15 protein-coding genes and 1 tRNA gene are annotated in these 18,544 nt (G+C 63.3%); 12 read left to right on the forward strand and 4 right to left on the reverse strand.

What is annotated here, in order from left to right; translation table 11 throughout:
* Positions 1-5 precede the first annotated feature (5 nt).
* The 10 genes from hflC to BPET_RS10335 all read left to right on the forward strand — a co-directional run bounded on the left by hflC (position 6) and on the right by BPET_RS10335 (position 13,562).
* Positions 6-896, forward strand: a complete 891-nt coding sequence (gene hflC, locus BPET_RS10290; RefSeq protein ID WP_012248946.1) for a protease modulator HflC — start codon at positions 6-8, stop codon at positions 894-896.
* A gap of 1,063 nt (positions 897-1,959) precedes the next feature.
* A complete protein-coding gene (gene ltrA, locus BPET_RS10295; RefSeq protein ID WP_012248947.1) occupies positions 1,960-3,663 on the forward strand; it encodes a group II intron reverse transcriptase/maturase in 1,704 nt (567 codons plus the stop codon).
* A 239-nt stretch (positions 3,664-3,902) separates the two neighbouring features.
* Positions 3,903-5,060 carry an ATP phosphoribosyltransferase regulatory subunit gene (locus tag BPET_RS10300; RefSeq protein WP_012248948.1) on the forward strand — a complete coding sequence of 386 codons (1,158 nt, stop codon included), beginning with the start codon at positions 3,903-3,905 and terminating at the stop codon, positions 5,058-5,060.
* Positions 5,061-5,139: 79 nt separating this feature from the next.
* On the forward strand, positions 5,140-6,435 hold the full coding sequence (locus BPET_RS10305; protein ID WP_012248949.1) for an adenylosuccinate synthase: 1,296 nt from the start codon (positions 5,140-5,142) through the stop codon (positions 6,433-6,435).
* Between the two features lie 104 nt (positions 6,436-6,539).
* Complete coding sequence (locus tag BPET_RS10310) at positions 6,540-7,085, forward strand: phosphoribosyltransferase (protein ID WP_012248950.1); 546 nt, start codon at positions 6,540-6,542, stop codon at positions 7,083-7,085.
* 285 nt (positions 7,086-7,370) lie between these two features.
* Positions 7,371-7,583, forward strand: a complete 213-nt coding sequence (gene rpsU, locus BPET_RS10315) for a 30S ribosomal protein S21 (protein WP_006218592.1) — start codon at positions 7,371-7,373, stop codon at positions 7,581-7,583.
* Positions 7,584-7,604: 21 nt separating this feature from the next.
* A complete protein-coding gene (gene dnaG / locus BPET_RS10320) occupies positions 7,605-9,653 on the forward strand; it encodes a DNA primase (RefSeq protein WP_012248951.1) in 2,049 nt (682 codons plus the stop codon).
* Positions 9,654-10,202: 549 nt separating this feature from the next.
* Positions 10,203-12,470 (forward strand): RNA polymerase sigma factor RpoD, encoded by a 2,268-nt coding sequence (rpoD, locus tag BPET_RS10325; protein WP_041862848.1) that lies wholly within the window; start codon positions 10,203-10,205, stop codon positions 12,468-12,470.
* Between the two features lie 7 nt (positions 12,471-12,477).
* Positions 12,478-12,556 (forward strand) — tRNA-Ile (locus tag BPET_RS10330).
* 283 nt (positions 12,557-12,839) lie between these two features.
* Positions 12,840-13,562, forward strand: coding sequence for a lipopolysaccharide kinase InaA family protein (locus tag BPET_RS10335; RefSeq protein ID WP_012248953.1), 723 nt, complete (start codon positions 12,840-12,842; stop codon positions 13,560-13,562).
* Between the two features lie 205 nt (positions 13,563-13,767).
* On the opposite strand, the gene BPET_RS10340 is transcribed toward BPET_RS10335, so the two are convergent.
* On the reverse strand, positions 13,768-14,532 hold the full coding sequence (locus tag BPET_RS10340) for an IclR family transcriptional regulator (RefSeq protein ID WP_012248954.1): 765 nt from the start codon (positions 14,530-14,532) through the stop codon (positions 13,768-13,770).
* A 186-nt stretch (positions 14,533-14,718) separates the two neighbouring features.
* Here BPET_RS10340 and BPET_RS10345 point away from each other — a divergent pair, with 186 nt between their 5' ends.
* Positions 14,719-15,993, forward strand: coding sequence for an NAD(P)/FAD-dependent oxidoreductase (locus BPET_RS10345; protein WP_012248955.1), 1,275 nt, complete (start codon positions 14,719-14,721; stop codon positions 15,991-15,993).
* A gap of 190 nt (positions 15,994-16,183) precedes the next feature.
* The gene (locus BPET_RS10350; protein WP_012248956.1) at positions 16,184-16,777 is read left to right on the forward strand and encodes a BPSL1445 family SYLF domain-containing lipoprotein; all 594 of its coding nucleotides are present in this window, start codon (positions 16,184-16,186) and stop codon (positions 16,775-16,777) included.
* A gap of 99 nt (positions 16,778-16,876) precedes the next feature.
* On the opposite strand, the gene BPET_RS10355 is transcribed toward BPET_RS10350, so the two are convergent.
* The 3 genes from BPET_RS10355 to BPET_RS10365 form a co-directional block, all read right to left on the reverse strand.
* The gene (locus BPET_RS10355) at positions 16,877-17,134 is read right to left on the reverse strand and encodes a hypothetical protein (RefSeq protein WP_231852675.1); all 258 of its coding nucleotides are present in this window, start codon (positions 17,132-17,134) and stop codon (positions 16,877-16,879) included.
* Between the two features lie 140 nt (positions 17,135-17,274).
* Positions 17,275-17,733 (reverse strand): Lrp/AsnC family transcriptional regulator, encoded by a 459-nt coding sequence (locus BPET_RS10360; protein ID WP_012248958.1) that lies wholly within the window; start codon positions 17,731-17,733, stop codon positions 17,275-17,277.
* A gap of 69 nt (positions 17,734-17,802) precedes the next feature.
* Positions 17,803-18,423 (reverse strand): hypothetical protein, encoded by a 621-nt coding sequence (locus tag BPET_RS10365; protein ID WP_012248959.1) that lies wholly within the window; start codon positions 18,421-18,423, stop codon positions 17,803-17,805.
* Positions 18,424-18,544 lie beyond the last annotated feature (121 nt).

Below are 18,544 nucleotides of genomic sequence, written 5' to 3' on the forward strand. Positions count from 1 at the left end.
AGAACATGCAACGCTTCATGCCCATCCTGGTCGGCCTCCTGTTGGTGCTGGCCGCCCTTTCTTCCTGCGTATTCATCGTGCGCGAGCGCGACTACGCCCTGGTGTTCTCGCTGGGTGAAGTGCGCAAGGTCATCAGCGAGCCCGGCCTGTACTTCAAGGCCCCGCCTCCGTTCCAGAACGTCGTCACCATCGACAAGCGCATTCTCACCATCGAATCGAGCGACGCCGAGCGCATCCAGACTTCCGAAAAAAAGAACTTGCTGATCGACTCCTACGTCAAGTGGCGCATCGCCGACCCCCGGCTGTACTACGTCACGTTTGGCGGCAACGAGCGTGCCGCGCAAGAGCGGCTGCAGGCGCAGATCCGCGACGCGCTCAACGCCTCGGTCAACGTGCGCACCGTCAAGGAAGTCGTGTCGGCCGAGCGCGACAAGATCATGAGCGAAATCCTCTCCACCGTGGCCAAGCGGGCCGAACCGCTGGGCGTCGAGGTGGTCGACGTGCGCCTGCGCCGCATCGAGTTCGCGCCCGAGATCTCCGAATCGGTCTATCGCCGCATGGAAGCCGAGCGTACCCGCGTGGCCAATGAACTGCGCTCGATCGGCGCGGCCGAAAGCGAGAAAATCCGCGCCGAGGCCGACCGCCAGCGTGAAGTCATCCTGGCCGACGCCTATGCCAAGGCGCAGACCGTCATGGGGCAAGGCGATGCCGAGGCCAGCGGGCTGTACGCCGCCGCCTTCGGCAAAGACCCCGATTTCTACACGTTCTACAAGAGCCTGGAAGCCTATCGGTCGTCGTTCTCGAATTCCAGCGACGTGCTGGTGGTCGACCCCAGCTCGGAATACTTCCAGTTCCTGAAAAGCTCCACCGGCCAGGCGGCCCCCGCGGCCAAGTAACCGGGCAGGGCGCCGGTGCCGGCGCCCTGCACATACGTCCAAACCATGTACAATATCGCGTAAGGTGCGACACGAATCGCTCGTGTCCCAGGTTGATGCCCTGGTAAATCAGCATCGCCCTTGGAGGTCGTCGGGCCTCTTTAAATAAATCGGCACCTTTTGCAGCCCTTGTGGCTGCCCTAGAGAGACGCAGCGTAAGCTGCTGAGTAGTAAAGAAACAGGGCTCGGCTCCAAAGTAGTATCGGCCCTGGGTGAAAGACACACGGAAACCTCGGTTTCCCATGCTTTTCACTATGGAGTTTTCTCATCACAACGAGCGAAATGCTCTCGATTGCCTTGTCACACGCACTTTCGTGGTGTCGCTGTGACCCGTCATACGACTGACGGTAGCCTACAGTGGCGGGCAGGATCGGTAACGGCCCTGTCTGAAGCCCACTCGACAATGTACTCCTGTGTACTCCAACAGTATCCACTGCCGTGAGGCTGGGGATGGATTCTGCCAGCAGCCAGGGCGGATGAGAGGCTAGGCTAGTCCCGCATGGGCAACGGAATGTGAACCATCGTCTGAACCCCCGTGATTATTGAACGGCCAAAGCTGCTTTTGGGCCGTAGCCAAAAGGCATCGTAGCTGGTTGGCCGCGTCTTACGTGCGGTCACGTCGTCATCCAAAGCTACCGGGGGAGAGATGGGTCCTAAACGGGCAGGCGCAACGCTGGTATTGGGTTGCGCCGGTAATCGAGGGAACGTGGTAAACCCCACTCGCCGCCCCAATCGCTCAGGCGACGAAGGCAGGAAAGCCGCAAGGCAATCTGTTGGCGGAGGGGGTAGAGGATCGTGGAGAAAGCGAAGGCCCGCCTGTAATGGGCGGGATAGGGGTTCGAACTTTGCCCCGGCCGAAAGGCAGCAGACTTCCACGTGGTGCAACCGTCGCTGACGGCTGTATCAGTCCAGGTAGCGAGCCATGGTTTTTCATGTCTCGTGTTTTTCTACAGGCCCGAAGGGACTCACCATCCCTTCGGGGAGCCGTGCGTCCTCTTAGGGTCTTACTACCCCGAGGTTCAGCATGGAAGAAACTGTTAATCCCAGTTCTGCGTCCTCGCGCGTCCCGGATAGCTGGCCGACCATAGACTGGCGGCGAGTCGTGCGGAATGTGAGGGCTATGCAGATACGTATAGCGAAGGCTACGCAGGCGGGCGATTGGCGTAGGGTGAAAGCCCTGCAAAGATCGCTGGTCCGCTCGTTTTCCGCCAAAGCATCGGCGGTCAGGCGAGTGACAGAGAACCAAGGCAAACGGACGGCAGGTGTCGACCGTGTGCTGTGGGACTCGCCCGAGAGCAAGTGGGAGGCAATCGGAAGGTTGCGGCAACCGGGATATCGGCCTCTGCCTTTACGGAGGGTCTATATCCCCAAATCCAATGGCAAGGAGCGCCCTCTGGGCATTCCTACCATGCGGGACCGCGCCATGCAGGCTTTGTATCTGCTGGCACTGGAACCGGTATCGGAATCGACGAGCGATCCGAACTCGTATGGGTTCAGAAAAGGACGTTCGACGGCCGATGCGATGGCTCAGATATTCGTCACATTGTCCGGCAGGGCTTCGGCCCAATGGATACTGGAAGCGGATATCAAGGGTTGTTTCGACTGGATCAACCATGAGTGGCTGCTCGCCAACGTCCCTATGGACCGGCGAGTGTTGCGCAAGTGGTTGAAGGCCGGCGTGATTCACAAAGGCCAGTTGCAGCCTACTACTGCTGGTACGCCACAGGGAGGGATTATTTCCCCTACCTTGGCGAATGTGACGCTCAATAAGCTGGAAACGGACTTGGCAGAGTACCTGGGTACGAAGCTGGGTTGGACTAAGGCCAAACGGTTGAAAGTCCATGTGGTCCGATACGCGGATGACTTCATTGTTACCGGTGCATCGAAAGACGTGCTGGATACTGAAGTCAGGCCTTGGATAGAACGCTTTCTTGCGGTTCGAGGATTGCAACTGTCCACGGAAAAGACGCGCATCATCCACATCGATGAAGGTTTTGATTTCCTCGGGTGGAATTTCAGGAAGTACTCTGGAAAGTTGCTCATCAAGCCGAGTCAGAAGAACGTCAAGGCGTTCTATGGCAAGGTCAGGGAAATCATCGGAGAAAACTTGTCGGCTAGACAGGTCGATCTGATCGCGTTGCTTAATCCAGTATTGCGGGGCTGGTCGCAGTATCACAGCCCCGTTGTGTCGAAGGCGACGTTCAACAAACTAGACGCGCTGATTCGTTGGCGGCTAGTGCGTTGGGCAAAGCGGCGGCATCCCAAGAAGACCACTTTTTGGTCGCTCAAGCAGTATTGGCGAACAGTAGGAGATCGGAGGGGGATGTTCGCAGCACCCGCAGTAGGCAAGGATGGTCAAAGGCAGATGCGCATGCTGTATCGGCTGGTTGATACGGCAATCGTGCGGCATAAGAAAATCAAAGGGGCGTACAACCCCTTTGATCCAAGTTGGGAAGCCTATGGTGAGGCCCTGCAATCGGAACGCTTGTTGCAAAACATGGCGTACCGCAAGCAGTGGGCGACGCTTTGGGTGGATCAGCAAGGACGCTGCGCTTTGTGCGGATGCCCGATGGACATGGAAACAGGGTGGCACGATCATCACCTGGTGTACAAGGTGCATGGCGGGTCGGATGCCCTGTCCAACCGTGTTCTGTTACATCCCGTATGTCACACCCGAGTTCACACGCTTGGGCTATCTGTTGTGAAGCCGGTCCGGAAACGGGCTTAGATGATCCAAACGAGCAAACAGGTTATACTTACCTGTAAGCTAAAGGGTCGCGCGTTGCGCTTGAGCCGTGTGCTGGGAAACTAGCACGCACGGTTCTTAGGGGGGGATGGGCCAGCAATGGCCTGTCCCTACCCGACCTAGAAAACATTCCGCATGCGGCTGAGCGGGCTTACGCCCTCTCAGCCGCTTTTGTTTTGGGCGTTGCCCACGCATTTCAGGTGTCATTCAGGTAAACACTCATGGGTAACTGGTTGCTGCCCGAGAGCCTCGCCGACGTGCTTCCCGCCGAGGCCCGGCGCATCGAGGAACTGCGCCGCGAACTTCTCGACCTTTACCGTACGTACGGCTTCGAGCTGGTCGCGCCGCCCTTGGTCGAGTACATCGATTCGTTGCTGTCGGGCACTGGCACCGACTTGAATCTGCGTACCTGCAAGCTCGTCGACCAACTGTCCGGCCGCACCCTGGGGGTGCGCGCCGACATGACCCCGCAAGTCACCCGCATCGATGCCCATCTGCTCAACCGGGCGGGCGTCACGCGCCTGTGCTACTGCGGCACCGTGCTGCATGCGCGGCCGGCCGACCTCCTGTCCAGCCGCGAGCTGCTGCAGATCGGCGCCGAAATATACGGCCACGCGGGCTTCGAGGCCGATCTCGAAATTCTCTCGCTGGTGCTCGACACCGTTGCCGCGGCGGGCCTGCGCCAGCCGCGGCTCGACCTCTGCCATCCGGGCGTGGTGCGGGCCATCCTCGATGCCGATCCTGCCGCTGCCGCGTACGCCGAAGACATCGTCTTGCTGCTGCGCGAAAAAGACGTGCCGGGCCTGGCCGAGCTGGCGCGGCGCGACGGCGGCATCCGCGCCGATACCGCCGCCGCCCTGCAGCGGCTGCCCGGTTTGTACGGCGGCCCCGACGTGCTCCAGCAGGCGCGCCACGACCTACCCCTGTTGCCCGGCGTGGCGGCGGCGCTCGACGCGCTGCAGGCCATCATCGACGCCATGCCGGATGTCACCCTGGGGGTCGACCTAGCCGACATCGGCGGCTACGGCTATCACTCGGGCGTCACGTTCGCGCTATATGCCGAGGGCTGGCACGACGCGCTGGTCAGCGGCGGCCGCTACGACGACGTCAGCCGGGCCTTCGGGCGGGCGCGCCCGGCCACCGGTTTCAGCCTCGACTTGCGCAAACTGGCGCGCGGCCTGCCGCCGGCTGGCCGGGCCCGCGCGGTTCGGGCGCCCTGGGGCCAGGACGCTGCCCTGGCCGCCGCGGTGCGCCAGTTGCGCCGCGCCGGCGAAATCGTCGTGCAGGCGCTGCCGGGCCACCAGCAGAGCCAGGATGAATTCATTTGCGATCGCGAACTGGTGCTGCAGGACGGCGCCTGGACGCTTCGGACGCTGTAAAAACTGACTCCCTCTTTTACCCGAGAGGGCCGCAGGGAGATTTCCGGATTTCCCGAGAAACTCGATATCGATTCGTACAATGAGCAAGAACGTAGTGGTTATCGGCACCCAATGGGGTGACGAAGGCAAAGGCAAAATCGTCGACTGGCTGGCCGAATCCGTCCAGGGCGTGGTGCGCTTCCAGGGCGGCCACAATGCCGGCCATACGCTGTGGATCAACGGCAAGAAAACCATTCTGCGCCTGATCCCGTCGGGCATCATGCATCCCGGCGTTACCTGCTTCATCGGCAACGGCGTGGTGCTGTCGCCCGAGGCGCTGCTCAAGGAAATCGAAGAACTCGAGGCCGCTGGTCTGGATGTCCGCTCGCGCCTGCAGATTTCTGAAATCTGTCCGCTGATCCTGCCGTACCACATCGCTGTCGACCAGGCGCGCGAAGCCCGCAAGGGCGAGGGCAAGATCGGCACCACGGGTCGCGGTATCGGCCCTGCCTACGAAGACAAGATCGCGCGCCGTGCCCTGCGCGTGCAAGACTTGTTCAATCCCGCGCTGTTCGACGAAAAGCTCGCTGAACTGCTCGACTACCATAACTTCGTCCTTACCCAGTACCTGGGTGCGCCCGCCGTGTCGGCCGCCCAGGTCCGCGACCAGGCCATGGCCCTGGCGCCGGCCATCGCGCCCATGGTCAAGGACGTCTCCAGCAATCTGTACGCCATGCAGCAGGCCGGCCAGCGCCTGCTGTTCGAGGGTGCGCAGGGCGCGCTGCTCGACGTTGATCACGGCACCTACCCGTTCGTCACCAGCAGCAACTGCCTGGCGGGCGCGGCGTCGGCCGGCGCCGGCGTGGGCCCGCAGTCGCTCGACTACGTGCTGGGCATCACCAAGGCCTACACCACGCGCGTCGGCTCCGGCCCGTTCCCCACCGAACTGGTCGACGAAATCGGTACGCGACTGGCCACTATCGGCAAAGAGTTCGGCTCGGTTACCGGCCGTCCGCGCCGCTGCGGCTGGTTCGACGGCGCCGCGCTCAAGCGTTCGGTGCGCCTGAACGGCATTACCGGCCTGTGCATTACCAAGCTCGATGTGCTCGACGGCCTTGAAAGCATCCAGCTCGGCGTGGGCTACCGTGTCAACGGCGAATTCCGCGACGTGCTGCCCTACGGCGCGCACGCCGTGGCGCAGGCCGAGGCCGTGCTCGAAGAGCTGCCCGGCTGGAGCGAGTCCACTGTCGGCATTACCGAGTACGCCAAGCTGCCGGCCGCCGCGCGCCGCTACCTTGAGCGCGTCGCTGAAGTCTGCGGCGTGCCCATCGACCTGGTGTCTACCGGCCCCGACCGCAACGAAACCATCGTGCTGCGCCACCCTCTCAAGGGCTGACGCCCGGTATCCGCCGCGGGCCGCGCGCCCGCCGCGTTATTATTTCAAAGCCGCCGCCGGCCGTGCCGGTGGGCGGCCTTTTCGTATTTTCAGGAGACACCGCTATGAGCGCGCCCGCCAACGACGACAGCCATTTGTGGATCAGCTGGGACGGCTACAACCGCCTGATCGAACGCCTGACGCTGCAGGTCTACCAGTCTGGCTGGCAATTCGACCTGATCCTGTGCCTGGCGCGCGGCGGCGTGCGGGTGGGCGACGTCATGTCGCGCATTTTCGACGTGCCCCTGGGCATTCTGGCCACCAGCAGCTATCGCGAGGCGGCAGGCACCAAGCAGGGCAACCTGGACATCGCGCAATTCATCACCATTACCCGGGGCGCGCCGGCGGGGCGGGTCTTGCTGGTCGACGATATGGTCGACACCGGCCTGACCTTCAACCGGGTGCAGGAGCACCTGCGCCAGCAATTTCCCGAGATCACCGAGCTGCGCAGCGCGGTCCTGTGGTGGAAAGGGCATTCGCAGGCTACGCCAGACTATTACGTCGACAAACTGCCCACCAACCCCTGGATCCACCAGCCCTTCGAAGACTACGACAGCCTGCGGCCACACCAGCTCGAAGCCTGGATCCGCAAGGGCTCGCAATCGAAATAAGCCCGGTTTTGCGGCATTTCCGCCCACCGAGAGGGCGGTTGCCCGCGGTTTGTCGCCAAATGCTGCCCGCCGTGCTAGAATCTCGGGTTACCAGTAAACCCTACCTGGGTTGCCGGGGCGCACAGGCGTGGTTTGTTGAATGGTTTTCGGGTCCTGCGGTTTGCGGTTTTTGCCGTTTGGAACAAAAATCTACCAACGAATCAACCAATAAGCCATGCCGGGCTTGCAGTCGAAGCGCCCCGTGTGTTCAACCTTTTTGTTACCCCAAAGCAGGCCTGCCACTTTATGCCTATTGTCCGACTGAAGGAAAACGAACCGTTCGAAGCTGCTCTGCGCCGCTTCAAGCGCACCATCGAAAAGACCGGTTTGCTCACCGAACTGCGCTCGCGCGAGTTCTACGAGAAGCCCACGGCCGAGCGTAAGCGCAAGCACGCCGCCGCGGTCAAGCGCCATTACAAGCGGATTCGTAGCCAGCAACTGCCGCCCCGCCTGTATTGATGTCTTTGATTCCAGAATCTATTGATTCCAGAATCATTCATCCAGGATCTCCTCGCCCGGGTCGACGTAGTCGACGTCGTCGGGCGATACGTGCAGTTGCGAAAGGGCGGCGCCAACCTGCTTGGCCTGTGCCCTTTCCATAACGAAAAAAGCCCGTCGTTCACCGTCAGCCCCACCAAGCAGTTCTATCACTGCTTCGGTTGCGGCGCGCACGGCACCGCCATCACCTTCCTGATGGAACACACGGGCGCCAGTTTCCCCGAGGCCGTGCGCACGCTCGCCGGCTCGGTGGGAATGACGGTTCCAGAAGAAAACCGCAGTCCCCGCCAGCAGGCCGAATCCGCGCGCCGCAAGGCCGAAGAATCGCGCCACACGCAGGTGCTCGACGCCGCGCAGGCACATTACCTGCGCCAGTTGCGCGCGTCTCCCGCGGCCATCCAGTACTTGAAGCAGCGAGGCCTAACCGGCGAAATTGCCGCGCATTTCGGCCTGGGCTGGTCGGGCACCGACCGCCATGGCCTGGCGAAAGTGTTCGACAACTACGACGACCCTACGCTGGTCGAGGCCGGCCTGGTCATCGAATCCGAAGACGGCCGTCGCTACGACCGCTTCCGCGAGCGCGTGATGTTCCCCATCCGCAACGCGCGCGGCAGCCTTATCGGCTTCGGTGGGCGCATCATCGGCAAGGGCGAACCCAAATACCTGAACTCGCCCGAAACCCCGCTGTTTTCCAAGGGGCAGGAGCTCTATGGCCTGTGGGAAGCCCGTCAGGCCATCCGCCAGGAAGGGCAGGTCATCGTGGTGGAAGGCTACATGGACGTGGTCGGGCTGGCGCAGCAGGGCATTGCCAATGCCGTCGCCACCCTGGGCACCGCCACCACCCCCGATCACGTCAAAAAGCTGCTGCGCAGCAGCGACAGGGTGGTCTTCAGCTTCGACGGCGATGCCGCCGGCCGCCGGGCGGCCTGGCGCGCATTGCAGGCTTGCCTGCCTGTGTTGCGCGACGACATCGCCATTCGCTTCCTGTTTTTGCCTGCCGAGCACGACCCCGATTCCTACGTGCGCGAATTGGGCGCTGAGGCCTTCCGGGCCTGCCTGGGCGAGGCCATGGCCCTGTCGCGGTTCCTGCTCGAAGAGCTGGCGTCGCGCCACAACCTGGCCGAGGCCGAAGGGCGTGCCAGCTGCCTGCACGAGGCCAAGCCCCTGCTGGCGGCCATTCCTGAATGCGCGCTGCGCCTGCAAATCGAGCGTGAGATGGCGCGCCAGGTGCAGCTGACGCCGGAAGAAATGGCGCAGATATTGGCGCAGGCCCCGGCGCGGCCGTTCGCGCCGCCTGCTGCCGGCGCTGGCGCGGGGGCTGGCGCCGCCCCTGCCGGCGCTGCTACGGCGTCCCCGCCCGACAGCCTGGATGCCGGCGCCTATTTTGACGCGCCGCCGCCGGATTTCGACTACGAGCCGGCGGGGTTCGGCTACGACGACGAGCCTCCCGGCATGGGCGGCGCGGCGCCGGAAGGCCGTCGCGGCCAGGGCGGCTGGCAGGCACGGCAGGGTGGCTGGCAGGGCAAGAAGGGCGACCGGAAAGACAAGGGCGAGTGGCGCGGCGGCCGCCGCGACGATGGCGTCGGTGGCTACGAAGGCCGCCGCTCCATGCCCTCGCTGGCCAAGCGCCTGCTGGCGCTGTTGCTTGCGCATCCCGAGCTGGTCGACACCATGGGAGACCAGCAGCTTGAAGTTCTGGACAAAGGTCCCCATCTAGGGTTGGTAAGAGATCTCATCATGCTGGCCCAGACTAGCGGGGCGCGCCATGTGGGTGCGTTGCTGCAGGCCGCCGATCCGGATTCCGACCTGGCCGCCGTGCTGAAGGGCATGCGCGCCGATCTGCTGGCCCAGGAAGACCTGCCCGAGCCGCAAACCGAATGGGATGATGCCCTGCGGCGCATCGAATTCGACTCCGCCCGCGCCGAAATGGCCAAGCTGGCCGAGACCGGGCTGGGTTCGGAAGAGGCGCGCCAGCGGTACCAGGAACTGTCTGCTCGTCTGGCGGTCTTAAAAGGTGGTGGAATACGCTAAATGCGGTAGAATCGAGGGTTTTCCGGCGGCTATGGCGGCATTTTGGCCGGCATGGATTTTCGCCCGAGGCAACTCAACAGAACAGATTCAATAGCGGGCCGGGCGTCGGCAGGCAAGGGTGGCAGGCACAGAATATGCCGGCCTTGCATGCGGGCTCTTAACCCGTTTTGTTACAATTAGGTGGCAAGTCGCGCAGTTCGGCAGGGGTTTTGGCCGGCGGCGTTGCAGGTACGGAGCTGTGTCGATCGCAAGCAGCTTGGGGCAAGGCCCTTCAAGCTGGCAGAGCCTGTCGCAGGCAAGGCAGCCCCCGCAACGCCCGGAAACCCCGCCGCAACGAATTCGCGATACCAGCGCACCCCTGGGCCGCAAGGCCAGAAGGAGTGCGGGTTGGGCCTCATGGGCCCGCGCCGCGGCCAACGCGGCGCACGCGGCTTCAGCCGGCTTGCCTGTTTTACCCGCATCGGTCCCGTTGCGGCGCTTTGGCGCGCACCGGGCCCTTGTGGTGCATATGTGCCCCAATCACGGGTTGCGACGACCACGGAAGCGACTATGACCAGAACATCAGGCAAAACCTCCCCTGCAGACGATACGGCTGTCACGCCGGTCAAGGCGGCCAAGCGCGCCGTCAGCATGGCGGCGGAAAAAGCGCCTGCCAAGGCGGCAGTGAAGGTCTCGAAGACGGCAACCAAGACCGCGGCCAAGAAGGCCGCGAAACCCGCCGCCGCTGCCGACAAGCCTGAAAAGGCTGCGAAGGCTGCGCGCGCCAAGAAAGCCGAAGACAAGCTGGCCGACCTGGTCGGCGGCGCGCGTCCGTCCAGCGGCCGGCGCCCCGGCCGCCCCGCCAAGAACGCCAACAACGACTCCGACGGTTTCGACGACTCCATGGACGGCGAAGGCGAGGTGCTGCCCGACCTTAAGCCGCCCAAGCGCGGCGGCAAGCGCGGCAAGGCCGATCCCAAAGACCTGATCGCCCGCGGCCCCGTCTCGCCCGAAGAATACGAAGCCCGCCGCAACCGGCTCAAGCAGCTCATTAAGCTGGGCAAAGACCGCGGCTACCTGACCTACGGCGAAATCAACGACCACCTGCCCGACGACCTGGTCGACGCCGAGGCCATCGACGGCATCATCAGCACGTTCAGCGACATGGGCATCTCGGTCTACGACCAGGCTCCCGACGCCGAAACGCTGCTCATGAGCGAAAACGCGCCGGTTGCGTCCAATGACGACGACGTCGAAGACGAAGCCGAAGCCGCCCTGACCACGGTCGATTCCGACTTCGGCCGCACCACCGACCCTGTCCGCATGTACATGCGTGAAATGGGCTCGGTCGAGCTGCTTACGCGCGAAGGTGAAATCGAAATCGCCAAGCGCATCGAAGACGGCCTGAAGCACATGGTGATGGCCATCTCGGCGTGTCCCACCACCATCAACGAGATCCTCGCCCACATCACGCGCGTGCGCGAGGGCCAGGCCCAGATCGATGAAGTGGTCGACGGCCTGGTCGATCCCGAAGACGGCGAAGAGTACGCCGGCGCCGGCGTCGCCGCCGACGAAGACGAAAACGACGACGGTCCTGCCGGCGGCATGTCCAGCAAGCAGCTGGAAGACTTGCGCGTCAAGGCGCTGGCCAAGTTCGACGAGGTCACCAAGCAGTTCGAGAAAATGCGCCAGTCGTACGAGCGCGATGGCTACAAATCCGAGGCCTACATCAAGGCCCAGGAAGCCATCCTGAACGAACTGATGGGTATCCGCTTCACCGCCAAGATGGTCGAAAAGCTGGCCGATACCCTGCGTTCACAGGTTGAAGAAGTGCGCCAGCTCGAGCGCGCCGTGCTGCATACCTGCGTGGATCGCGCCGGCATGCCGCGCAGCCATTTCATCAAGGTCTTCCCGGGCAACGAAACCAATCTCGATTGGGTCCTGCAGGAAGTGGCCGCGGGCCATCCGTACGCCGAAACGCTCGAACGCCAGATTCCGGCCGTCCAGGAACTGCAGCAGAAGCTCATCGACCTGCAAACGCGCGTCGTGCTGCCGCTGAAAGACCTGAAAGACGTCAACAAGCGCATGGCCACCGGCGAAGCCAAGGCTCGCAAGGCCAAACGCGAAATGACCGAAGCCAACCTGCGGCTGGTGATTTCCATCGCCAAAAAGTACACGAACCGGGGCCTGCAGTTCCTCGACCTCATCCAGGAAGGCAACATCGGCCTGATGAAAGCCGTGGACAAGTTCGAATACCGCCGTGGCTATAAGTTCTCCACGTACGCCACGTGGTGGATCCGCCAGGCCATTACGCGCTCCATCGCCGACCAGGCGCGCACCATCCGCATTCCGGTGCACATGATCGAAACGATCAACAAAATGAACCGGATCAGCCGTCAGATCCTGCAGGAAACGGGCGCCGAGCCCGATCCCGCCACCCTGGCGCAGAAGATGGACATGCCGGAAGACAAGATCCGCAAGATCCTCAAGATCGCCAAGGAGCCGATCTCGATGGAAACCCCCATTGGCGACGATGACGACTCGCACCTGGGCGACTTCATCGAAGACACGTCCACTCTGGCGCCGTCGGATGCGGCCCTGCACGGCTCGATGCGCGACGTGGTCAAGGAAGTGCTGGATTCGCTTACGCCGCGCGAGGCCAAGGTGCTGCGCATGCGTTTCGGCATCGAAATGAGCACCGACCAGACCCTCGAAGAGGTGGGCAAGCAGTTCGACGTTACGCGCGAGCGCATTCGGCAAATAGAAGCCAAAGCGCTGCGCAAGCTGCGCCACCCCAGCCGGGCCGACAAGCTCAAGAGTTTCCTGGAAGGGCAGTAAGTTTCCTGGGCCTCTAGCTCATGCCTGGTTAGAGCAGCGGACTCATAATCCGTTGGTGCTCGGTTCGACTCCGAGGGGGCCTACCAAGTAGTAGTAAATGCGGGTTTCCGGCTAGTCCGGAAGCCCGCATTTTTTTGCCCACGGTGGCAGGTCTTGCGCGGACACGCTCCTCGTGCCGCCCGGCTGTCGCGCGCACGCAACTGAATCATTGTCTCTACATGGTTTCTGCCATTTCGATGCGCCGGCCGTGAGCATGCGCCTGCCCGTTCGGTTGATAATATCCACCAAAAATGAAACAAAAACTAACTGCATAAGGGATCGCGCCAGGCACGCGACAGACACGCCGGCGCACGGGAGAAGTTGGGGCTCATGTTGGAACCAGTTATTGATGGCACATCCTGGTGGGATGTGCAGGGCGTATGGGTCGAGCCCGTCAACGAGCGGCGCCAGGGCATCAGCGGCGTGCAGCGCGTAGTCGACTCGCAGGGTGCCGTCTATTACGTCAAGCGCCAGACCAATCACTTGTACCGCAGCCTGCGTTATCCGCGTGGGCGGCCGACGCTATTGCGCGAATGGTTGAACTTGCAGTTCTGTGCCGCGCGGGGGATTCCAACCGCGCCCCCGCAGTTCTTCGACATGCGGAAAAGCGTGCGAGGTTGGGAAGCGGTCTTGGTGACGCGCGGTCTGGACGGTTTCATCAGTCTCGAAGACGGCATTCGCGGCGGGCGCTGGACCTGTACGGAGCGCCGCAAGATTCTGCTTGCCCTGGCAGAGCTGCTGGCTCCGTTGCATCGGGCCGGACGCAAGCACGGACATCTTTATCCTAAAGAGATACTTGTGCGCACCGAACCGGAGCTGAGCGTGGCCTTGCTGGACTGGGAAGTCGCCCGCTATGTCGGGCTGGCGCGCTGGGCTGCGCAATCGGACCTGGCCCGGCTATGGCGCTCATTGATTGCCTTGGACGTCGGTGACGCCGACAGGCGGGCGTTTCTTGAGTGCTACTGTGCTCTTGCCGGGCTGCACGACCTGCAGTTGCGCGGCGTGCCCGCATTGACTGACGAACCATCCTGTAGCCGGCCATCAGCCACCTGAGCGCGGTGCTTCGCCGGTGGCGCGCGCTTCGGCTACATCGATAAAAAAAAGCCCCACGCGGCAAGCCGGGCGGGGCTAAAAGCATTACCAAGATGTGTGCGTAGTACCTGGAGAGAGTAGGTGCTTCACACAGAAGCTAAGATAAACGAATCGCTGGCGGCGGGGGGCTGGAAACGGCCGATCCGTCGATGGTTTTTGCGGTAGATCAAGCAGCATTCTTGCTGATGGCGCGGGCGGCGCGAATCACCAGCGGAGCAAGGTCCTGGCGCGCTCGTTCCAGCGTCCAGCGAGGCTTCGGCACCGAAATATTGACGGCGGCGATTGGCTGGCTGTCTTCGTTCAAGATCGCGGCGGCCACGTTGACGTCGCCCTGGAAGAATTCCTCGTCGGCATAGGCGTAACGATGCTCGCGCGCTTCATCAACCAGTTGGCGCAGCGTCGCGGCGTCGGTGGTCGTGTGCGGTGTGTGCCTTTGCAGCCGCGCCGCGTCCAACTGGCGTTCGAGCTGGTCGGCTGGCAGGTGCGCCAGTATGGCGCGGCCGGAAGACGACGCCAGCATCGGAATGCGCGTTCCCACTGGCATGTAGATGGGAATGTGCTGGGACGTGGGCACGCGCATCACGAACACCATGTTGTCGCCCTCGTCGGGCACAGACAAATTGACGATTTCCCCGCATTCCTGGTTCAACTGGTGCAGCACCGCGTGCGCGTTCTGGAACAGCGGCTCGCGCGCAAGGTAGCTGTAGCCCAGCCCGAGCGCCTTCACGGTGACGCGGAAGCGTTTGGTGTGGGGGTCTTTCTTCAGGTAGCCGCACTGTTCCAGCGTATAGGCCACCCGTTGCGCCGAGCTGCTGGTAATCCGGCAGGCCTGCGCGATTTCGCGCAGGTTCATGGTTTCGCTGGCGCGAAAGGCCTGCAACACGGCCAGTCCCTTTTCCAGGGATTGGATAAACAACGCCGATTCGGCCATGAGTGTCTTCCCGGCAACCGGCCTGTGGCGGCCTATCGCCTATCGCATGAAGTTTATTGAGCGGCGATGTTACAACACCTCGCTACGATAGTTGACGCGCTAAAACAACGCAGGGCGAACCATTGCCAAATGAGTTGATGCACTAAATAATAATCGTATATCAAATTATAGTTATCGATATACGATATGACCTCTGCGCCTCAAGCACTTCCCTCGGGCGTCGACGTGGCCATTATCGGGGGCGGCATTATCGGGATTGCCACCGCTTATGCCCTGGCGCAGGCTGGGGTGCGGGTCAGTGTGTTCGAGAAGGGCGTGCTGGCAGGCGAACAATCGTCGCGTAACTGGGGGTGGGTGCGCACGCTCGACCGCGATCCGGCCGAAGTGCCGCTGGCCTTGCGGGCCAGGCAATTGTGGGGCGATATCCAGGCGCGTACCGAGGTGGGCTTTCGCCGCACCGGCATGTTGTATCTGCAGGAGCGCAGCCGCGATGCGGTGCGCCACCATCAGTGGCTGTATGCCGCGCGAGCATTCGACCTCGATGCCATGATGCTGGACCGCCCCCAGGTCTTGCGGTACCTGCCTGAATCTCCGCGGCCCTGGAGCGGGGCGCTGTATAGCGCCTCGGATGGCGTGGCCGAGCCGGGCATGGCCACCCAGGGCATCGCCGGACTGGCCCGCCAGCACGGCGCCCTGGTGTTCGAACACTGCGCGGTGCGTGGGCTGGATCTCCAAGCCGGGCGCGTGGCCGGTGTCGTCACCGAGCGTGGCCGGGTGCGGGCGAGCACGGTGGTGCTGGCCGGCGGGGCCTGGTCGCGGCTGTTCTGCGGCAATAGCGGCGTCGAGTTTCCGCAACTGAAGGTCAGGGGTTCGGTGCTGCGCACGCAGCCCTTCGAGGCGCCGCTGGCGGCTACGGTGAACGCGCTCGATTTCACCTGCCGCAAGCGGGCCGACGGCGGCTATACCGTGTCGCAGTTCGGCGCGTCGATGGCCGATGTGGTGCCCGACAGCTTTCGCCTGATGGGCAAGTTCATGCGTGCGTGGCTGGCGAACAATGCCTTCGTGAAGGTGCGTTTCGGCAAGCGTTTTTTTGAAGAGCTGGCTATTCCGCGCCGCTTTGCGCTCGATGGCCCCAGCCCGTTCGAGCGCTGCCGAGTGCTGGACCCGGCCGCGTCGCCGCAGGCGATCAAGACTGCATGGCGGCGGTTGGCCACCACGTTTCCCGTGTTCCGCGGCGCCCGGATCGACCGCTCGTGGGCCGGCTATATCGATGTCACGCCGGATGCCTTGCCAGTGATGTCGCCGGTAGATGCCGTGCCGGGATTCTTCCTGGCGTCGGGTTTTTCCGGGCACGGATTCGGCATCGGGCCGGCCGCGGGCGAGTTCATGGCCGACTTGGTGCTGGGACGCGCGCCGCGCGCGGATGTGCACCCATTCCGCTTTGCGCGCTTTGCAGAATAGGCCTTCATGGCCGGACTCAAACCGGCCGGCCTGTGGCCAGTCGTAACCGAGAACTACCAGCAAGCGCCATCCTGCTCGTGGCGAATCGCCTTGTTGCAATTGGCAGGGATGTCTTGCCTGGATAGGCTTCCCGCTCGCAGGCAGGCGAGTAGAGTGGAAGGCGTCTTTTCAAGAACAATAGGAGAGTTCCATGCTGAGTACATCCTCCACATTGCGACGCGCCGCCACGGCTGCGATGAGCCTGGCCCTGGCCGGGCTGGTGCTGGCGGGCTGCACCACCACCAAGCCCGAGGCGTCGGCCAGCGCGACCGAACAGCGCCAGGAAATCAACAGCGGCGCGGATGCCACCCTGAGCAAACTTTACGAGACGTCGCCGCAGGCCAAAGACCTGGTCCAGCGCGCCAAGGGCGTGCTGGTGTTCCCGTCGGTGCTCAGCGCCAGCTTCATTGTGGGTGCCCAGCATGGCAAGGGCGTGTTGCGCGTAGGCGGCACGAATGCCGGCTACTACAGCACCACCGCGGGTTCGATCGGTTTTCAGGCCGGGGCGCAGTCCAAGGCCGTCGTGTTGCTCTTCATGACCGACGAGGCGTTGCAGCAGTTCCGCAGCAGTAATGGCTGGACCGTTGGCGCCGATGCATCGGTGGCGGTGGCCAATGTGGGCGCCAACGGGCGTATCGACACCAATACGGCCAAGCAGCCGATTGTCGGCTTCGTCATGAATAATGGCGGGCTGATGGCGGGTGTGTCGTTGGAGGGCGCGAAAATCGCCAAGCTCGACCTTTGACGCAGGCGCGCGCAACTGCGCGCCATAGTGCCGTGACATAAGCGACATGGCATGCAAATCCGGCGCCTCAAGGGGCGCCGGATTTGCATGCGCGCCGCGTTACGAGCCTGCCGCTGCGCCTGTCTTGGGAACTGGCTTGTCCACGCAGGTAAAGTCGATGGTGGCTTCCTTGGGCATCAGGCCGGTAGCGTGGTTCGAGTTGATTTTGGGCTGCGACAGGCGTTGACCCAGCGAGGCGCAGTGGTCTTCGGCCTGCTCGCGGGCGATGTTCTTGACTTCGACCCAGGTCTGGAACTTGGCGCCGGCATTGTAGGTGACGCGATAGGTGTGGTCGCCGGTGGCGGATACCGTGCTCATGCTGGAGCACGCGCAAAGCATGGAAAGCGCGAAGGCGCAGGATAGAGGGCGAAGCAGCATGAGGAGTCCACGAATGAGATCAGCGCTATTACAAAGCACCGGACGGCTATCGTGCAAGCGGGCATGCCGGCGCGGCGCAGTCAGCGCGCACCGATGGCATTGCGGCGGTCGAGCTTGCGGCTGAGCACGATCGACGTCTGGGTCTGCTTGACGCCGTCGAGCAGGCCGATGTGGTCGAGCAGATCGTCAAGCTGCTCGTGGGTTTCGCAGCGCAGGAACACCAGGTAATCGAATGGCCCGCTCACCGACGAGATCTCTTCCACTTCGGGGATCTTGCTCAGCTCGCGTATTACCGCCGCCGGCGTCTTGGGCAGCACGCTGATGAAGCAGTACGCCCGCACCGCGGCGTCTTCCAGCTTGTGGCCCAGGCGCACGCCATAGCCGGCGATGGCGCCTTCGCGTTCCAGCCGGGCCAGGCGGCCCACGACCGTGCTGCGCGCCAGGTTCAGCTTGCGCGCCAGGATGGCGGCGGGCTCGCGCGCGTTGGCCTGCAGCAGGCTGAGCAGTTGGCGGTCGATGGCATCGAGTTTGTCGGGCATGGCGGAATAGGCGGGCAGGGCGCTGTTCGCAAAATACAGGCCCGCCGCGCGGCAAGTCAATGTGCCGCCTCAGTCGGGCTCGGTGGGTAGCCCGCCATGATAGATGCGCCCGTCGAACTCGAACTGGGCGATGGTCTTGGCAGCCGCGTCGAATATCCGGTCTTTCTGGGCTGGCGCAAGATGCTCGGTGTCTTTCAGCGTGAACCGGCAGGTGTCGGTCCGGCCGTCGTAGCAGGCGCTGTCGACAAACTGGCTGACGCCGTAGTCGTCGGCGAAGTGCGCGAATTCGCGCAATTGCTCCATTTCGTGGAAGGCGCCGCTTGCACTGATCAGGGTCATGCCCAGCTTGGCCTCGCGCGTAACGGCTCGGCCGGCGCCGCGCCTGGCGTACGCGCCGCTCAGCGGCGGAGGCGGGGCGTCGTCGTGGTCGTCGAAGCGTGCGCCTATGGTGCGCATGCGCGCGAGCACGGCGCGCCATTGGGCGGGCTCCAGCGCCAGCCGCGCGGCCATGTAGAACACGCGCTGCTTGCCCAGGCGGTGAACGGTAGAGGGGGCGGTGAAAGCCTGCCAGGCCGCCTCGTCGTCCAGGCCGGCCAACTGGGCCATTTGCGTGTTGGTGTATCCTAGCGCATCTTGCAGGCCGCGCAGGGCCAGTGGGCTGGGCGGGACATAGTGCTGCAGGGTTTTCATGGCGCGGCTCCGGTGTGGCCGGACGCGTCGCGGGACAGGCCCGGCCGGCGCGCGCGGCATGGCGGTTCCATGCACAAATGCTAGCGTGCCGGTAGCCGCTTTGCCAAGCGGCCCGCATGCT

The organism is Bordetella petrii (assembly GCF_000067205.1).
GTDB classification, from domain to species: Bacteria; Pseudomonadota; Gammaproteobacteria; order Burkholderiales; family Burkholderiaceae_B; genus Bordetella_A; species Bordetella_A petrii.

Bases quoted from the DNA above. Each gene is read 5' to 3' on its own strand.
- hflC (WP_012248946.1), top strand. From the start codon at position 6: ATGCAACGCTTCATGCCCATCCTGGTCGGCCTCCTGTTGGTGCTGGCC.
- ltrA (WP_012248947.1), top strand. From the start codon at position 1,960: ATGGAAGAAACTGTTAATCCCAGTTCTGCGTCCTCGCGCGTCCCGGAT.
- BPET_RS10300 (WP_012248948.1), top strand. From the start codon at position 3,903: ATGGGTAACTGGTTGCTGCCCGAGAGCCTCGCCGACGTGCTTCCCGCC.
- BPET_RS10305 (WP_012248949.1), top strand. From the start codon at position 5,140: ATGAGCAAGAACGTAGTGGTTATCGGCACCCAATGGGGTGACGAAGGC.
- BPET_RS10310 (WP_012248950.1), top strand. From the start codon at position 6,540: ATGAGCGCGCCCGCCAACGACGACAGCCATTTGTGGATCAGCTGGGAC.
- rpsU (WP_006218592.1), top strand. From the start codon at position 7,371: ATGCCTATTGTCCGACTGAAGGAAAACGAACCGTTCGAAGCTGCTCTG.
- rpoD (WP_041862848.1), top strand. From the start codon at position 10,203: ATGACCAGAACATCAGGCAAAACCTCCCCTGCAGACGATACGGCTGTC.
- BPET_RS10335 (WP_012248953.1), top strand. From the start codon at position 12,840: ATGTTGGAACCAGTTATTGATGGCACATCCTGGTGGGATGTGCAGGGC.
- BPET_RS10340 (WP_012248954.1), bottom strand. From the start codon at position 14,532: ATGGCCGAATCGGCGTTGTTTATCCAATCCCTGGAAAAGGGACTGGCC.
- BPET_RS10345 (WP_012248955.1), top strand. From the start codon at position 14,719: ATGACCTCTGCGCCTCAAGCACTTCCCTCGGGCGTCGACGTGGCCATT.
- BPET_RS10350 (WP_012248956.1), top strand. From the start codon at position 16,184: ATGCTGAGTACATCCTCCACATTGCGACGCGCCGCCACGGCTGCGATG.
- BPET_RS10355 (WP_231852675.1), bottom strand. From the start codon at position 17,134: ATGAGCACGGTATCCGCCACCGGCGACCACACCTATCGCGTCACCTAC.
- BPET_RS10360 (WP_012248958.1), bottom strand. From the start codon at position 17,733: ATGCCCGACAAACTCGATGCCATCGACCGCCAACTGCTCAGCCTGCTG.
- BPET_RS10365 (WP_012248959.1), bottom strand. From the start codon at position 18,423: ATGAAAACCCTGCAGCACTATGTCCCGCCCAGCCCACTGGCCCTGCGC.